The sequence below is a fragment of the uncultured Campylobacter sp. genome (assembly GCF_938017615.1).
Lineage (GTDB): Bacteria > Campylobacterota > Campylobacteria > Campylobacterales > Campylobacteraceae > Campylobacter_B.
On the sequence record NZ_CALIJA010000157.1, the window covers coordinates 1 to 15,732 of the forward strand.

13 protein-coding genes, 4 tRNA genes and 2 pseudogenes are annotated in these 15,732 nt (G+C 45.3%); 10 read left to right on the forward strand and 9 right to left on the reverse strand.

What is annotated here, in order from left to right:
* From Q0620_RS08120 to serS, 4 genes are all read right to left on the reverse strand, one after another.
* Positions 1-436 (reverse strand): sodium-dependent transporter (locus tag Q0620_RS08120; protein WP_298784371.1); only part of this gene is annotated, 436 nt, incomplete at its 3' end.
* Positions 437-445: 9 nt separating this feature from the next.
* On the reverse strand, positions 446-2,086 hold the full coding sequence (gene rsfS, locus Q0620_RS08125) for a ribosome silencing factor (protein WP_298784373.1): 1,641 nt from the start codon (positions 2,084-2,086) through the stop codon (positions 446-448).
* Positions 2,083-2,859: a pentapeptide repeat-containing protein gene (locus tag Q0620_RS08130; protein WP_298784375.1), complete on the reverse strand. Its 777-nt coding sequence runs from the start codon at positions 2,857-2,859 to the stop codon at positions 2,083-2,085. Before Q0620_RS08130 ends, rsfS begins: the two co-directional genes overlap by 4 nt.
* A gap of 7 nt (positions 2,860-2,866) precedes the next feature.
* Positions 2,867-4,117, reverse strand: coding sequence for a serine--tRNA ligase (gene serS, locus Q0620_RS08135; RefSeq protein ID WP_298784377.1), 1,251 nt, complete (start codon positions 4,115-4,117; stop codon positions 2,867-2,869).
* 140 nt (positions 4,118-4,257) lie between these two features.
* Here serS and Q0620_RS08140 point away from each other — a divergent pair, with 140 nt between their 5' ends.
* Genes Q0620_RS08140 through Q0620_RS08165 form a run of 6 tightly spaced genes read left to right on the forward strand, consistent with a single transcriptional unit; the run spans position 4,258 to position 8,428 of the window.
* The gene (locus Q0620_RS08140; protein ID WP_297915406.1) at positions 4,258-5,007 is read left to right on the forward strand and encodes a DUF4198 domain-containing protein; all 750 of its coding nucleotides are present in this window, start codon (positions 4,258-4,260) and stop codon (positions 5,005-5,007) included.
* 12 nt (positions 5,008-5,019) lie between these two features.
* Positions 5,020-5,799 carry a hypothetical protein gene (locus tag Q0620_RS08145; RefSeq protein ID WP_298784379.1) on the forward strand — a complete coding sequence of 260 codons (780 nt, stop codon included), beginning with the start codon at positions 5,020-5,022 and terminating at the stop codon, positions 5,797-5,799.
* Positions 5,789-6,388: a cobalt transporter CbiM gene (cbiM, locus tag Q0620_RS08150; protein ID WP_297942309.1), complete on the forward strand. Its 600-nt coding sequence runs from the start codon at positions 5,789-5,791 to the stop codon at positions 6,386-6,388. Before Q0620_RS08145 ends, cbiM begins: the two co-directional genes overlap by 11 nt.
* Positions 6,385-7,011, forward strand: a complete 627-nt coding sequence (locus Q0620_RS08155; RefSeq protein WP_298784381.1) for a hypothetical protein — start codon at positions 6,385-6,387, stop codon at positions 7,009-7,011. Before cbiM ends, Q0620_RS08155 begins: the two co-directional genes overlap by 4 nt.
* Positions 7,008-7,655: an energy-coupling factor transporter transmembrane component T gene (locus Q0620_RS08160; RefSeq protein ID WP_298784383.1), complete on the forward strand. Its 648-nt coding sequence runs from the start codon at positions 7,008-7,010 to the stop codon at positions 7,653-7,655. The genes Q0620_RS08155 and Q0620_RS08160 overlap by 4 nt, the downstream gene beginning before the upstream one ends.
* On the forward strand, positions 7,652-8,428 hold the full coding sequence (locus tag Q0620_RS08165; RefSeq protein ID WP_298784385.1) for an ABC transporter ATP-binding protein: 777 nt from the start codon (positions 7,652-7,654) through the stop codon (positions 8,426-8,428). The genes Q0620_RS08160 and Q0620_RS08165 overlap by 4 nt, the downstream gene beginning before the upstream one ends.
* A gap of 57 nt (positions 8,429-8,485) precedes the next feature.
* Here Q0620_RS08165 and Q0620_RS08170 read toward each other — a convergent pair.
* The 5 genes and pseudogenes from Q0620_RS08170 to Q0620_RS08190 form a co-directional block, all read right to left on the reverse strand.
* A tRNA-Glu gene (locus Q0620_RS08170) sits at positions 8,486-8,562 on the reverse strand.
* A gap of 159 nt (positions 8,563-8,721) precedes the next feature.
* On the reverse strand, positions 8,722-9,159 hold the full coding sequence (locus Q0620_RS08175) for a PH domain-containing protein (protein ID WP_298784387.1): 438 nt from the start codon (positions 9,157-9,159) through the stop codon (positions 8,722-8,724).
* Positions 9,160-9,668: 509 nt separating this feature from the next.
* Positions 9,669-10,025 (reverse strand): annotated as a pseudogene (locus tag Q0620_RS08180) (3-deoxy-8-phosphooctulonate synthase); the annotation flags it as partial.
* A gap of 267 nt (positions 10,026-10,292) precedes the next feature.
* Positions 10,293-10,823 (reverse strand): annotated as a pseudogene (locus Q0620_RS08185) (hypothetical protein); the annotation flags it as partial.
* A 51-nt stretch (positions 10,824-10,874) separates the two neighbouring features.
* The gene (locus Q0620_RS08190) at positions 10,875-11,462 is read right to left on the reverse strand and encodes a transglycosylase SLT domain-containing protein (protein ID WP_297881650.1); all 588 of its coding nucleotides are present in this window, start codon (positions 11,460-11,462) and stop codon (positions 10,875-10,877) included.
* A 128-nt stretch (positions 11,463-11,590) separates the two neighbouring features.
* On the opposite strand from Q0620_RS08190, the gene Q0620_RS08195 reads away from it, so the two are divergent.
* From Q0620_RS08195 to Q0620_RS08210, 4 genes are all read left to right on the forward strand, one after another.
* A tRNA-Val gene (locus Q0620_RS08195) sits at positions 11,591-11,666 on the forward strand.
* Between the two features lie 59 nt (positions 11,667-11,725).
* Positions 11,726-11,802: transfer RNA gene (locus Q0620_RS08200), tRNA-Asp, on the forward strand.
* 11 nt (positions 11,803-11,813) lie between these two features.
* Positions 11,814-11,889, forward strand: a tRNA-Lys gene (locus tag Q0620_RS08205).
* A 238-nt stretch (positions 11,890-12,127) separates the two neighbouring features.
* The gene (locus Q0620_RS08210) at positions 12,128-13,354 is read left to right on the forward strand and encodes a tyrosine-type recombinase/integrase (RefSeq protein WP_297942062.1); all 1,227 of its coding nucleotides are present in this window, start codon (positions 12,128-12,130) and stop codon (positions 13,352-13,354) included.
* Positions 13,355-15,732 lie beyond the last annotated feature (2,378 nt).

The window sequence follows — 15,732 nt, forward strand, 5'->3', positions numbered from 1 at the left end:
TGTGATCTGAATAGAATTTCTGCGTAAATGCGGGATCTGTGATCCGCGCGGAGAGGTCGAAGTTGCCGCTTACGATGTTTACGATGTAGGTTAGCACCCAGCCGCCGAGAACCATATAGTAGGCTAAAATTCCAAACGCGCCGATTACGCCCATGATGCCTACGATTTTCCATGCCGGCTTTATGCGCGAGCCGTCCTTTTTAGGCGCTGCGAAGGCATCGACGCAGTTTCTTAGCGCGCGACGTCCGATGACATTTTCTACCAAGATCATCGGGATTCCAAGCACGATCATCGCGATGCAAAATATGAGCACATAGGCGCCGCCGCCGTTTTGCCCGACTAAATACGGAAACCTCCACGTGCAGCCAAAGCCGATCGTGGCGCCTGCGACGGTTAAGATATATGTGAGCTTGCTGCTCCAGGTCTGTCTCGGCACGCTCCCTCCTTAAAATTGCTCTTTTTTGAGCTTGTCGAGGAAATCCTCGATATTGTATTTGGCGCGGTAAGCCTCGCTGATGAGATGGACTATGATGTCGCCGAGATCGACGACGCTCCACTCATCGCCGCTTTCGATAGCCAAAAACTCCTCGCCAAGCGGCTTGAGCACGCTTTTTAGCTCCTCGATGAGCGAGGCGGCGTGGCGGGCGGTCAGCATAGTGGCGATAACCACGAATTTCGCGATATATTCGCGCCCCTCCATATCGATGATCTGGACGTCTTCGGCTTTCTTTTCGTTTAAAATTTCGGCGATCCGCTCCGCCCTTTGCTTTGGATCTTGCATATCTTTCCTTTTATAAAATTTTATGACCTCTGCTGCGATCTTGGGCGGGATTTCGCCTTTGAAATCTCGCCTAAAACCGCTTGAGCTCGCATCTACGGCAATCTCGATCCGCTTTAGACCCGTCCACTGCCGCGGGATCTCGTAGCCGGGCCGCGTAAGCACGACAAACTCCGCTAATTTCTGAAGCTCGCTAAAATCGCGCCATTTATGAAGCTCTGTTAGGTTGTCGGCCCCCACGACGATGTAGAGCTTTGGTGCTGTGTCCGCGCCGCTTGCACTATTTGCTTTGCTTGCTTCATCTGCACTGCTCACATCGCTCGCGTCATCCGGGCCATTTGCGCTGCCTGTGTCACCTACACTATTTGCGCTATCCAAGAAATTTACGTCGCCTATGTCGGCCATACAATTCGCATTGTCGCTTGAAATTTCGCTTGCAACGGCGCTTGAAATTATGCTTGCATTTGTGATTTCGCTCGCGTCTGCGCTTAAAATTTCGTTCCGGACAGTGCTCGGAATTTTGCTAGTACTCGAAATTCCGCCCCCGACGGAGTTTGAAATTTCTCTCATAACGATGTCGGACACTTTGCTTGCGACGACGCTTGAAATTTTATCTGCACTTAAAATTTTGCTTGCGTCGTTTGCACCGCCCGCATTACTTTTGCAGCCGCCCGAAATTCCACTCATCGTGCTTTGCGAAATTCCGTCCATTTCGCTTTTGCTACCAACCGAAATTTGATCCGCCATTCCGCCTTGCAGAATTTTGTTTTTTGCGTTGGCAGAGATACTTACTCTATCCGTATTAACGGCGGAGCAGGCGTCGCCGCCTAGAATTTTACCTATATCGCACGACAAAGTCCCGTTCGTCTTCTCGGGTAAAATTTCGTCTGCACTGCCTAGAGTATAGGCACTGGTAGAAATTTTATTCGCAATATTTGCGCCATTAGGTAAAGCTCTATCCGTTACGGCTACCGGGGTTTCACCCGTTCCGCCTGTCGTCTCCGTCGCGATTTTGCCGTTTCCGCCGTATTTTTCGAGCAGAAATTTTACGCTTTGTATAGTGGATACCGAGCGGTTTTGCAAAATTTCATAATCGCTCACTTCCACATGCGGGGCGTCGCTCCACAGCGCACGGCACCATCTAAGCCGCAGCTGCGGTGGCGCCGAAAAGCTCTTTTTAAACGGGTTTAGAAACGACGGCATTATGACCAGCAAATCGGGCTTTAGGGCGGATAAGATCGCCCTTACCGCGGCGTCGTGCCCTGCGTGCGGTGGATCGAAACTGCCGCCGAAAAGCGCGATTTTCACGCACCCGCTCCACGCCGTTTCATGCCGCAAAATTTTTCGCCCTTCGCCGTAAATTCTGCGGCATAAAATTTTGCGTGGCGTAATCTTGCTTTATGAAATTTTACGCCGCAAAATTCCGCTTCGCCAAATTTTGTTGCAAAAAATCCCGCATTTTGCGGCGCGGTAAATTTAAAGGGCGCGGCGCAAAGGCTAGAATCGCGCTGTAGCCCTTTTGCGGCGACAAATTTTAAAAGTGCGCCGCTACGAAATTTTACCCCGCCGAATTTCGCTGCGTTAAATTTCATTTTAAGCTCTAAATTTGGCTTCATCTCGCTAAATTTCGCGCCGTGAAATTTAGCCGCATAAAATTTCGCAGCGCGAGTTAAAAAACCCGTCTCGCGCAATCTAGCTTTATAAAATTTAACGCCGCGTACCATAAATTTTGATTTGCAGAATTCTGCTTTGCGAAAGTCCGCTCCTAAAAATCCTGTTCCGTAGGTCGCAAATTTCGCGCCATTAAATTTCTCGTCGTGAAATTTAAAATGCGATTGCCGCGATTGCCGAATTTGTCGCGTATGACGAAGCGTTTCATTGCAAAATTTAAAATCGCGAAGCTTGGCATCGTAGGCCCTGGGCTCTGCGCCGCAAAATTTCGTGTTACTAAATTTTGTTGCAAAAAATCTTGCGTTTTGCAGCGCGAAAAATTTAACGCCGCGCTTTCTAAATTTTTCCGCGCAAAATCCAGCGGATGCAAAGCGGGCGTTAGAATTTGGATTTTTGTAAGGCTTTTGCACGGGCCGCCTACATATATTTTTCTAAAACGCGCGGAATTTCGATGCTGCCGTCCTTGCGCTGGTAGTTTTCCATCACCGCGATTAGCGTGCGGCCGACCGCGAGCGAGGAGCCGTTTAACGTGTGAACGAGGCTGTTTTTCTTGCCGTCTTTGAAGCGGATCTTGGCTCTGCGCGCCTGAAAATCGCGACAGTTGCTGATCGAGCTGATCTCTCTGTATTGGTTCTGCCCCGGTAGCCAAACCTCCAAATCCACGGTCTTTGCGGCGCTAAAGCCCAGATCGCCGCTGCAAAGTAGCATGTGTCTGTGCGGCAAACCGAGGCTGCTTAATAGATCGCTCGCGCATGAAATCATCTCCTCAAGCATCTTTGCGCTATCTTGCGGGCGTGTGATGGCGACGAGCTCGACCTTTTCGAACTGGTGCTGGCGGATCATGCCGCGCGTATCGCGCCCCGCCGAGCCCGCTTCTTTGCGAAAGCAGTGGCTGTAGCTGGTGAGCTTGATCGGCAGCTCCTCGCTGCGTAAAATTTCATCGTTAAAGAGATTCGTTGCCGTAACCTCGCTCGTAGGGATGAGGTAGAGGTTTTGCTCCTCGTCGTCAACGCGGTAGAGGTCGTCTTTAAATTTAGGCAGCTGACCCGTGCCGTAGAGGATCTGATCGCGCACCAAAAACGGCATATTTACGAGCTCGAAGCCGCGCGAGTTGTTAAATTCGATCATGTAATTGATGAGAGCCATATTCAGTTTCGCGCCAAGACCTCGGATCGCGGTAAAGCGGCTGCCGCTGAGTTTGACGCCACGCTCGAAATCAAGCCATCCCAGCGCCTCGCCGAGCTCGAAGTGCTGCTTGGGCGCGAAGTCGAACGTGCGCGGATCAAGCACCTTTTTGATACAGACGTTTTCGTTCTCGTCCGCACCGATCGGCACGTCGTCGTCGATAATATTCGGCACGCACGCGGCGATCGCCTCTAAGTTTTGCTCGCGCTCATTTACGAGCTCGCTTAGGCTTTGGATCTTTTGCTTGTTTTCCTCAAGCTGCGATTTTAGCGCGCCTACGTCCTTGCCCTCGCGTGCGGCGAGGCCGAGCTCCTTACTCTTTGCATTTTGCACGGCTTGAAGGTTCTCTAACTCCGTCTTTTTGGATTTTAGCTCGTTGTAGACATCTAGTAGCGTTTGCAGGGTTTGCGGCGGGACTTTTTTGGCGATAAGTTTTTTATTAAATTCGTCGAAATTCGTCTCGATAAGTTTTAGATTTATCATTTTCTACCTCTTTTTGGTAATTTAAATTGCGACATTTTAACTAAAGTTTGCTTTAAATACTCAAAATAAACCCACATTTAAGCAATACGGATGAAAAAAAGTGATACAATTCCGTAATATTTTATTATGAAAGGTATTACATGAAGGCAAAATTTGCTTTTTTAGGAATTTTCGCAGCGAGCCTTGCGTTCGCACATTTCGGCGTTCTTACAACGGATAAAAATGTCGTAGAGGATCAAAAAGACGCTACTTTAAAGCTAAATTTGGAGTTCTCCCATCCGTTTTTGCAGGAGTCTATGAATCTACAAAAGCCCGCAGAATTCGGCGTTTTTATTGATGGTGAGAAAAAATCGCTCCTAGGTAGCCTAAAAGAGCAGAAAAAGGGCGAAAATTCCTATTTCGCGGCGGAATTTAAAGCGGACAAGCCATCGCTTTTAGCGTTTTATTTTGATCCGAAACCCTATGCCGAGCCAGCCGAGCGCAAGATGATCCGCCATATCACCAAAACCTACGTCGATGCTTACGGCGCGGGCGAAGGCTGGGATAAGCCGCTCGGGCTAGAGGCGGAGATCGTGCCGCTAGTGCGGCCTTATGCGCTGTATGCGGGCGAGATATTTAGCGGAGTTTTTTTACTGCACGGAAGGCCCGTCCCAGGCGCGGACGTGGAGATCGAGCTATATAACGATAAGGGCTACAAAGCCCCTAGCGAGGCGCATGTCACGCAGGTCGTTAAAACCAACGGCGCGGGCGAGTTTAGCTTCGTGATGCCGGTTGCCGGCTGGTGGGGCTTTGCGGCTCTTAGCGAGGAGGAAGCCGCCAAAGGAAGCGAGCAGCCCGTAAATGAGCTGGGAGCCGTGCTTTGGATCAAGGCAGACGAGCTGAAAAAATAGCGGAGCGACTCAGTGAGATCTCTTTTTTCGGGCGAAATTTGCGCGGCTGCGGATAAATTTAAATTTACGGTTGAATGGGGCTTTGAAATTTTATTTTCGCGCGTTTTGCTTGGCGACGTAAAATTTCAAGCGAATTCTGCGGCTAAAATTTTACGGGGAAGAATTTTGTCGTTTTGCACCCGCGCGCAGTCTGCGTCTCAGGGTTTGGTTAAAACTTTACGGAGCAAAATTCCGCTGAGTAAAATTTCAAGTAGCAGAACTCTGCTATGTGGAATTTTGCTCGGTAGAAATCCGCTCTTAGTAGCTTCGAGTCGTAAAATTTCATATCCATGGATTTATGAGCGTAAAATACCAGCGCGCAAAATTTCGTTTTTTGAAATTTTGCAAACCCCGACTTTTGAAATTTTGCAGGCTCTGTTTTACCGTGCGAGCACTGCGCCGAGATTGTTCGGAGCTTTAAATTTTGCATTGCAAAACCCGCTTGCCGTTTCTGCAAATGTAGCAAGCGAAAATTCTTACGCTATGCAAGCCGTAAAATTTATCAAATTTGCCGGTTCCGTAAGCGGTTCCGAGACCGCTCCGAGTCTTGCGCTGACAGCCGCCGCAGATAGGACGCAAGCTGCGAGTTTTACAGCCGCAAATTTTGCCGCGACTAAAGCCGTAAAAGCAAGACCTGTAGCAATCAAGGCAATTATCGCAAAGGTCGCAAATGCCTTAAATTTAACTAGCTCCCGCGTTTTTGCGCGTCTAAAAAACTGGAGCGATTTAAAGGAGGCGAGCCGTGCACATTAGCGAAGGAGTTTTGAGCGCGCCCGTGCTGCTTGCCGGCTGGGCGGTTACGGCGCCTGCGGTAGCGGCGATTTTATGGCGCGTAAGGCAGTCTGAAATCCCTAGGATCGCATGTTTTAGCGCGCTGTTTTTCGTCGCCTCTTTCGTGCACCTGCCTGTGGGCGTCAGCTCCATGCACCTGATGCTAAGCGGGCTCGTGGGCGCGTTTTTGGGCTCGCGCGCGATCTTGGCGATTTTCGTCGCGCTGTTTTTGCAAGGGGTGTTTTTCGGCTTCGGAGGGCTTAGCGTGCTAGGCGTAAATACCGCAGTCATCGGCTTTCCAGCGGTTTTGGGCGGGCTCTTTGCCGCCGCCGCAAAAGCGCAAGAGCTAAAAGTGCGCACGCAAAAAATTTATCTGTTTTTAGCGGGTTTCGTGCCGATCGTCTGCTCGATGCTGCTTCTTGATCTCGTGCTTTTCATCAGCGGGCGGGAGTTTTTTGCTATCGCGACGCTCATCTCGCTCGAAGGCGCAATTCTAGCTGTTTTGGAAGGGATCATCACCCTTTTTGCGCTTAGCTTTATTGCGAAATTTTACGGCGGACAAAGGCGATGAGAGCACTATTTTTCTTAGCGGTTTTGAGCTCCTTCGCATTTTCGCATGCGCTTCATCTTTTTGCGACGCAAGAGGGCGATAGAGTGGCGATTTATAGCTATTTTTATAAAAATTCTCCCTGCATGGAGTGCGAAGTTTTAATCAGTGCGGACGGGCGCGAAATTTTGCGCACTAGGACCGATAAAGAGGGACTTGCGAGCATACGAATGCCAGCTAAAAATTTTACTATTCAAATTTACGGAGGTGCAGGGCACGGCGCACAGATGGAATTTAGCGCCGAGGACTTTACGCCGCAGAATTCCGGCGACTCCGAAAATTCCACGCCGCAAAATTCTGACGTTTCTAAAAACCCTATGCCGCAAAATTCGAACGCCGCTAAAAATTCCGCGTCCGAAAATATTGCGCCGAAAGGCAGTGTGTCTAAAGATAAAATTCCAAGCGCTTCCGAGCCTTTGGAAAATTCCGCCTCGCGAAGCATCTTGCCAAAAGAAAGTCCTAAGGGCGATATTAGGAGCCTGGCGTTTCAAAGCCAGTCCGCCGAGGCGCCTAAAATCGCGCTTTGTTTGGCCTTGATTTTCGGCTTTTTTGGCTTAATGTGGCTAGCGAAAAGAGCGCGCAAATGAGCCCCGCCGTATCACTGCTCGCGTTTTTTATCTTCAGCTTCGGCGTCGGACTTAGCGGGCAGCTTTATGCGGCGTTTTTTGCCCCGCCGCTACTTCTTTTTGCGCTTAAAATTTCGATTGCGCGCGCGGTCTGCACAAGGCTTGCGGTATTAAATATCTTTGCTGTTTTAAGTGCATTAAGCCCCGCCATAGTCGGCAACTACGAGCTTGCAGGCGTGATATTTTTGCGCGCGAATTTGATAATGGCGTTTGCGATTTTGCTATTTTACGGCAAGGATGAATATTTTTTCGCGCGCGGATTTTACGGGCTAGGATTCGGCGAAAAGCTAAGCTCTTTGGTGTATTGCTGCGGGCGATTCGTAAATTTTTTACGCTCGGATCTAGCGAGGCTGCAAGCACTTTTGCGCATGCGCGGATTTGTAGGGACGAGCGGAATTTTCACCTATAAAATTTATGCGAATTTGATCGGGATTTTAGCGATTTCGGCGCTTGAGCAAGCAAGAAATTTAAGCTTGGTGATGAGCGCGCGAGGATTTTGCGGTAGGCTATTTTACGAACGTTGCGAGGGCTTGGGCGTCTCGGAGGCTTCGTTTTTGGCGTTCGTGCTGGCGTGCGTATCTGTTAAAATCGGAGCTATCTTATGAGCTGCTCGCTTAAGGCGCTGGATTTAAGCGCTAAAAACGGCGAGCGAGAAATTTTTCGCGGCGTAAATTTGAGCGTAGGGCATAAGGAAAAAGTGGCGATCTTGGGCGCGAACGGGCAGGGCAAGACGAGCCTGCTTCAAATTTTAGGCGGCCTAAGACAATGGGGCAAGGGTGAGATCGAGCTTTTCGGCGAGAAGCTTGAGCGTGCGGAGGATTTCATAAAATTTCGCCACGAGATCGGGTTTTTATTTCAAAACAGCGACGATCAATTTTTGTGCGCGAGCGTGTTTGAGGACGTCGCATTTAGCCTGCGTGCGCAAAATGAGCGGTTAAAACGAGCACGAAATGTGGAGAAAAGACGTGGAATTTTTTCTAAATTTTTTGGTCGTAAGGCGGAAATTTTAAGGCAGGGCAGCGAAAACGACCATCTAAAAAAGCTTGAAATTTTAGGTGAAGAGCAGATCGAGCGCAAGGCGCTGGAGACGCTGCGACGCTTGGGAATCGAACATCTACGCGAGCGGGTGCCCTTTCATCTAAGCGGCGGCGAGAAAAAGCTGGTGGCGCTTGCTGGCGCGCTGGTGTGCGAGCCTAGGATACTGCTACTGGACGAGCCTACGACGGCGCTTGATGAGGCGATGCAGGAGCGCGTGGCGGGGATTTTGGCGGGGCTTGACGTAAGCGAAATCATCGTCTCGCACGATAAAAGCTTCATCGATAAAATCGCAGATAAAATCTATTATTTGAAATCAGATGGGCTGTATGAAAGTCCATGATAAAATCATAGATAAATTTATCGTTTAAAATCATGATGCTTGTATAGAAGTCCATAATGGCGACCCTTGCGGGATTTGAACCACGCGTTTTCGCACTGAGAATGCAACGTCCTGAGCCACTAGACGAAAAGGTCAAGAAGCCGCATTATAGCGACAAAAACAAAATTTTAGATAAAATGCCGGCGGCGGGGCAAGCATAAATCGCTTGGAATTTTAAAAGCCGGCGCGGCATAGATAAAATTCGCAACGTAAAATTTTATAATTTGGCTGAAACTTTATATACAAGACGGAGATTAGCCTATCTTTTCCATCGCCTTGTTTTTAAACGCTACTGGATTAGCGACAAATTGGAAGCTAACCGCCGTGCCGCCGGTACCTCGCACCACTATGGTGCCGAATCCTAAAATTCGCCCCAAGATACTCTGCATTACGGATATACTTTCGATTTTTTCATATTTTAGCTCCACTGTTTCGCGACTAATAAGACCCTTTTTGCCGATTATACGCTGATTTGTGATAGCAAGCTCGTTTGTCTTTAAAACAATAAACCCGTGAATTAGCGCCGCTATAAAACCGCCGAAGCATATGAATGAAAGTCTATCGTCTTTATTTATGATTCCAACTATCGCGGGAATTAATATGATGATAGCGGAGATAAAAACCGCCCGGTGAATTTTGGCTTTGGCAATCACATTTTCGCCATTTAGAAGGTTAGACTCTACGTAACCCATAAATACCCTTTAAAAGAATTTGAGACCTGAATTATATCCCCGCCCCATTAATTTTGACTTAAATTTTATGCGGCGGCGGCTCGTGCAATGGCGGATTGGACAACCGGAATTTGCGCGTAAAATTTGCATTAAATTTTGCGCGGTCGGCTGCGAAATTCAGCGCAAAATTGATAGCAAAATTCTGCGCACTAGGCTTTTAAAATTTTAAATTTAGCGGCGCGAAACTGCCTCTCTCGCGCCAGGCGATCGCCCTATGCCGCATAAATTTTATCGAAGCCCTAAGGCTTAATGAAGCGTGCGGGGTAAATTTTATAAATGCGCTAAATTTTATAGCCGCGCGATACGTTTGAAATTTTAGCGTGCGGCATACAAACTCGCTGCGCTTAAAGCCTGCTCTTGTGAATATAGAATTTGTTGTTGCAAAGTGTGGAACCGGCTAGCGCGCGCAATGGGGCGAAATTAAAATTTAAGCTCGCTAGCCTAAATTTGAAATTTTATAGCCGCTCGCTCTAAAATCCGAGCGCTTTTTGAATCGCGAGCGTCTGCGCTACGATGCGCTCGAGCTGCTGTAAATTTAGCATATTCGGCCCGTCTGAAAGCGCGTGAGCGGGATCTGGGTGCGTCTCGTAAAAAAAGCCGTCCACGCCCACGGCCGCCGCCGCTCGCGCGAGGTACGGCACGAAGCGCGAATCGCCGCCGCTCGTAGCGCCGATACTAGGCATCTGCACGCTGTGCGTCGCGTCGAAAATGACCGGCGCAAACTCGCGCATAATCGGCAGCGAGCGCATATCGACGATCAAATTTCCGTAGCCGAATGTGCTACCGCGCTCAGTGAGCCAAACGCCGTAGCGGCGCGCCAGATCGTGCATACCGTCGCCGCTTGGTTGCGGGGCATTTTGTGCAGCACTTATCGAGCCGTCTTGCGCGTTGAAAGCATAAGAGAGGTTTGGTTGCAAGGCGCTTTGCGCTTCGTTATCGCTTTGTGCGGTACAAGGCGTCGCCGTACCTTTAGCGGCATTTTCGGTGCTGCTTTTAGCGCCACAAGTATGAATAAAATTTTGTGCGTCCTGAGCGGTACTGCAAGAATTTTGCGCTGGTAGTGCCAAAGATCGGTCATTCGCACCGCCTCGGACACCGTTTTGCGCGCAGCGAATTTCGGCATCCTCGGAGCAGGCGCTGTTTTGAGCGGCCTTTGTATCGCTAGATGCCGCGCCGCTTTGCGGGGTATAAGCCCGTGCGCTGCGAGTTTGCAGCACCTTTTCGACGCTGTGTTTCATCGCCTGCGGTGATAAAAACTGACCTTTTTTGATGTTTACTACCGCTTGCGTGCTGGCTGCAGCGACGAGCAGGTCGGTTTGGCGGCACAAAAACGCAGGTATTTGCAGCACGTCGGCGACGCACGCAACGGGCTCTGCCTGGTAGCTTTCGTGGATGTCGGTTAAAATTTTATAGCCGAATTTTTCCTTTACCTCGGCTAAAATTTCGCAGCCGCGCTCAAGTCCCGGGCCGCGGAAGCTTGAGATGCTGGTGCGGTTAGCTTTATCGAAGCTACTTTTAAAGTAAAATTCCACCCCGCTCATTTCGTTAAATTTGCGTAAACTTTCCGCGACTTTCATTATCAGCTCGCGGCTTTCGATCACGCAGGGTCCTGCGATCAGTATCATGAAATATCCTTTTTTAAAATTTGCGCGATTTTAGCGAAATTTTACTAACTCTTAATAGGGCTTGCCGAAAAATTTCTCGTAATGTTCGTAAAAGCGCTTGTAGTAGGGGTTTGAGTAGCGTTTGCGCATGCCGTAGTTGTAGCACTCGATCGTATCTTTGATATTTTTATTTTTGGCGTTCCAGCATTTACGCAGGATTTTGGCGCATTTGGTGAGGTTGTACATCGGGTTGAATATATAATCTATCTCATTTTGGCTGAAATTTACGGCGTTTAGCTGCCCGAGCCCTACGTCGATGCTAAAGCCGTCCTCGTACAGGTACTTGGCGATCTGCACGGCGTAAATTTCGTTTGCTGGTATGATCGTAACGACCCATTTGCTGGAATTTAGGCTGTAGTTGCTCGTTTTGATGCGGATATTTTGATTGCGCAGGCCTGCAAAATAATCGGCATTTGCTTTGTTCGTCAAAAAGGAGATTGTGTAGGGCTCGAAGTCGCTTTCGATTTTGACGATAGTGTAGAGGATCTCGGGTTTGACGCCTTCGTTTTGCGCTACTGCGGCGATGGCGTTTACGATCTCATTCGGCGAGTAAGCGGGGGCTTGAAGCGCTAAAAACAGGGCGAAAACCAACTTTTTCATCTAAATTTACCGAGCCTTTGATAAAATTTTATGTCGCAAGTATAGCACAATTTCAGTCTTTTCATCATTGTTTAAGTGAAAATTAATCGTATTGGATATATAATCACATTTCTTTTTTAAACCCAAACGGTCGCTTAGCTCAGCTGGTAGAGCGCCACCCTTACAAGGTGGATGTCGCAGGTTCGATCCCTACAGCGACCACCATTTTGAAATCCTTGGATTTCATACTTCTTAATACTTGCGTTGCGAGTGTGATTTTTGGTGCGACGGTAGTTCAGCTGGTTAGAATGCCGCCCTGTCACGGCGGAGGTCGTGGGTTCGAGCCCCATTCGTCGCGCCACTTCTTACGATGTCTTGCTAGCTCAGTAGGTAGAGCATCTCACTTTTAATGAGGGGGTCGTTGGTTCGAATCCAACGCAGGACACCATCTATCAAATTTTCCCCCTCTCTTTAGTTTTTTGATTTTTTTAAAAGCCCTGTTTTACGGCTTTTTCAAATTTTTTCAAAAAAATTTCAAATGCTAAAAACGCTAGATTATACAGGCGGTTTAAGAGAAACTACTATATATTAAAAAATGTATAGTAGCTCTTAAGCTTGTTAAACTCTTTGGAAACTTTTATAATTTGTCCTATGAAACTATATGAAATTTTAAAGGATAAGCAGTTATGAAAGTTTTTTCTAAAATTAAAGACGATCCAGCTTTTAAAACAGATCCCGATAAAGTGATAAGAAATTTCTCCCTGCCTTATCGCAAAAATACTATGGTAGAAATGATAGATGAGCATATAGCAGTTAGATTTTACCGCTCATTTACTAAAAAGGGAGAGCAAACAATCCATAAGCACTATCACTATTGCATAGGCGGCAAGCTAATTAAGTCTTTAGGTAATGCAGATGAGATAAGCCTAAGCGAAGCCAAAGAAACTCTTAAAGATTTAATGATAGATGATTCTGCCAAGCTGATCCCTGCTAAAAATACTCTGGCAAGCGTTTATAGACAGTTTTGCAGACATAACGGTAACGTCGCATTAGCAACTTCTAAAAGACGAGATATGAGCTTTAAGGCTTTAAGGGATATTTGTGACAAAGATATAAACAAGATAAGCAAAAAGGATATTATGCCGATACTGGATTATTATTACGATAATGAGAAGTACGCTTCCTTAGAAATTTTATTCAAACTTATTAAAAGGCTATTTCGATATGCTCGCATAAGAGATATTTCTAAAAATCCATTATTTGCAGAAGAGGTGTTTAAGGACTTTTATAATATACCTCGCCATAGCGAATACCCATATATAAAAGATGACTTGGATTTAACCGTACTTATTAAATTTATCATGAACTATCCTCATCAAATAGGTGTTAAGAATGCTTTGATCTTTGGACTACTTACCGGGCTAAGAAGCTCAAACGTAAGAAATTTAACCCATGAGCATTTAAAAATAGGTGATGATGGAGAATACTACTTACTATTCCCGCAAGATGAGAATAAGGTAAAAAGCAATGGAGATGAACATCTGGGACTTCCTAGAGAAGTAGGGCAATGGCTGCAAAGGTTACACGCTCATAATAGCAGCTGCCCGTTATGCTTTGCCAATACGCAAGGAGAGGTACTAAGCGATATGACTCTAGTTAAAGCGCTTAAAACCTATGCTCCCGTAATAGCTAAGAATAGATTAGTCTTTCACTCTTTTAGAAAGATACTAGAAACCTTTGCATATGAGAAAATCCATGAGAACAAGCTGGATCCTTATAGCATTGAACGCACCCTTTTTCATGCACAAAGAGAGATACAAAAGATTTATAACAAAGCTACGAATATTGAGAATACGCGTAGGGTTCTAACATGGTGGCTAGGTTATTTAAAGGGGTTGGGGTTTAAATTTTAGAAGGTAAAGGCGAGCTAAAGGAATGGCTTCTTGTGAAGTTTTATGCAGTTTAATTGCAGAGTTTTATTCTAAACCTATTGAGAAGCTTGCGCGCTCCACGAACGCGATAATCCATAAATGCTATAATGCCACAAGGAGCTTAAATTTTATTCTTAAGTATAGAATTGAGCCTTAAGATCACATTTCTACTATGGATAGCGCCTTTAAGTCTATATGCCATGTGTTTTAAAAATTTCCGGATAAGCGGAAAGACGGTGAGATAGGGAGTTGAACGACACCTATCCGCAGTTTGTCATTCTATAGCTTACCGTAATTAACGTGTAAGCTATCTTTATTTTCTTCAAAAAAGCGCTTACTTCCTCTTTTTGTATATTACTTTATTACTACTCCTTTCCTAAGCGCTCATCCTCATTTTAGCGTATTGCTTTCTTTTGGAGCACTCGTCTTTTTTGATACTAAAGACGAGTGCTTGCGAGGATAAGGCCGCGATAGATTATATAAATTCTGAAGTATTTCCATTCTTTTTTAGCTCTACGCTTTTTACTAGTAATTTCTTGCATATACATATTAGCTTTCATATCTTTTAATGATCGGTTTGTAGGTTGTGCTTCATTGCTCTCCAGCTCTCATGAGCTTACTTTACCTTTATAATCTTAGGTTTACTAGGTTGCTTCATTGCTTTTATATCTATCTAGGCTTGTTAAAAACAACAATCTTCGTTTAAAAAAACAGCTCACACCATTTTTTTGTTTTCTGGCTATATTGTTTTCATAAGGTATTTTTTAAAATATCCTTATAATGTTTTTACTAAGGAGAAAGAATGTTTTATATGTTAAAAAGCCTTTAGGCTTTTTGAAGTAGCCTTTAAAGTTTATATATTACGGTTTTTCGATGGGTTACGTTATCGGTAATGTTTTATTGATAAGCCTAAGCGTTTATCAAGCATTCTTAATCTTTAGTTCCCCGCTGGCGGTTTGGGGTAATAAGAAAAATCGCAGAGGTGCGTTATAGCTTCGCACATTAATCTAAAAAGCTTCTGTTTTAACTAAATTCTAAAGATGTAACGTCTTTTTGCCCCTAGAGTTTTTCCCTAGATAGCTTTCTTATTCGTTTTATTTATTGCCTAAGTGCATTAAATTTAAAAAGGGGGCTATCTGAAAAGCCGCGTGGAGGTAGCGCCTCCGTTAAAGGTTACGGGGCTTGCCTCGCTCGTCGCTAGCGGAGCATTTGCTCGTCTGCTACCGCCGTTGCGATTATTCCTTGTAGGGATATTATTGCATAGGCGGAATTTTATATGTCTAGTGGATAGGATAAACTTTTATTTCTTTCAGGAGTATTTTTTGCCTAGTACTATATTATAAATAGTATTGATCTTAATATATTTTTATCGTTTGTGGGGATATTATTTACCAAAGTAGAGCTCTTTTATCATAGATAGAGCAACCTCTTAGCCTATCCCTTTTAAGGATATTTTATGTATAGCCTTGCTTTTGATATTTTGGCTTTGCTCTAATAGAATGCTTGAGTATCTAAAGGATATTGAAGATATTTAGGTATAGAAGGGATATTGAAGTATTAAGGGTGGCAACCCATCATTTTTTAATCACTCTCCCATATTTTAAAAGCCTTTGGCTATCTTAATACTATATAAGAAAATAGCATAGCTTCCTTTATACTTTTAAAGAAGCCTCTAAGCCCTTAGACTTTTTATCTGTAAATGAAAGTAAAAGAAGAGATTAATAAATTTGAGCTAAGAAGCTTTTAAGATCTTTCTAATATAATCCCCTTGTTCATAAGGATGAAGAAGGCTTTAAGCTTTTATCTATTTTTATTTGTTCTTTGCCTTAAAGAACAAACATCTTACAGATAGGCGCTTAAGGCATTTAGTGAAAATGTATTAATCAGCCTCCTTAAGATTTTAAACCTTGAGCTGCTACAAGGCTTAAGCTAAATTTCTTAAGGCTTGAAACTCCTTAACTCATTTTTGCCTATTATTTAAAGTTTCCTTAAGAGACGACAAATATTTTTATATAGTTTTTTAAAAGACTATATACTGATATTCTGTAATCGAGTGTTCGGGGGAATTCCGAGGGTTGTACAAATTCAACGCAGGACACCACTTTTATCACTAAATAATTAGTATATTTCTTTGTATTTATATTGTTCTTTCGGTGCTAAGTTTTTCGCCTTGTGATATTAACGATATGTTGAGGCGAAACTACAATCGTATGGAGCAAAAATGCAGATTAAAATTGATACGACGAGCTAATAATGGCAACAGCGGGGCATATAGGCGACTTTTCTATTTTTATGAATTTTATTTTTTAGATAGATATTGTATAGATCAAAAGGCGCGGCAAGAATTAGACAAAGAGGAG

Bases quoted from the DNA above. Each gene is read 5' to 3' on its own strand.
- Q0620_RS08140 (WP_297915406.1), top strand. From the start codon at position 4,258: ATGAAGGCAAAATTTGCTTTTTTAGGAATTTTCGCAGCGAGCCTTGCG.
- serS (WP_298784377.1), bottom strand. From the start codon at position 4,117: ATGATAAATCTAAAACTTATCGAGACGAATTTCGACGAATTTAATAAA.
- Q0620_RS08155 (WP_298784381.1), top strand. From the start codon at position 6,385: ATGAGAGCACTATTTTTCTTAGCGGTTTTGAGCTCCTTCGCATTTTCG.
- Q0620_RS08175 (WP_298784387.1), bottom strand. From the start codon at position 9,159: ATGGGTTACGTAGAGTCTAACCTTCTAAATGGCGAAAATGTGATTGCC.
- Q0620_RS08210 (WP_297942062.1), top strand. From the start codon at position 12,128: ATGAAAGTTTTTTCTAAAATTAAAGACGATCCAGCTTTTAAAACAGAT.
- Q0620_RS08190 (WP_297881650.1), bottom strand. From the start codon at position 11,462: ATGAAAAAGTTGGTTTTCGCCCTGTTTTTAGCGCTTCAAGCCCCCGCT.
- Q0620_RS08165 (WP_298784385.1), top strand. From the start codon at position 7,652: ATGAGCTGCTCGCTTAAGGCGCTGGATTTAAGCGCTAAAAACGGCGAG.
- Q0620_RS08160 (WP_298784383.1), top strand. From the start codon at position 7,008: ATGAGCCCCGCCGTATCACTGCTCGCGTTTTTTATCTTCAGCTTCGGC.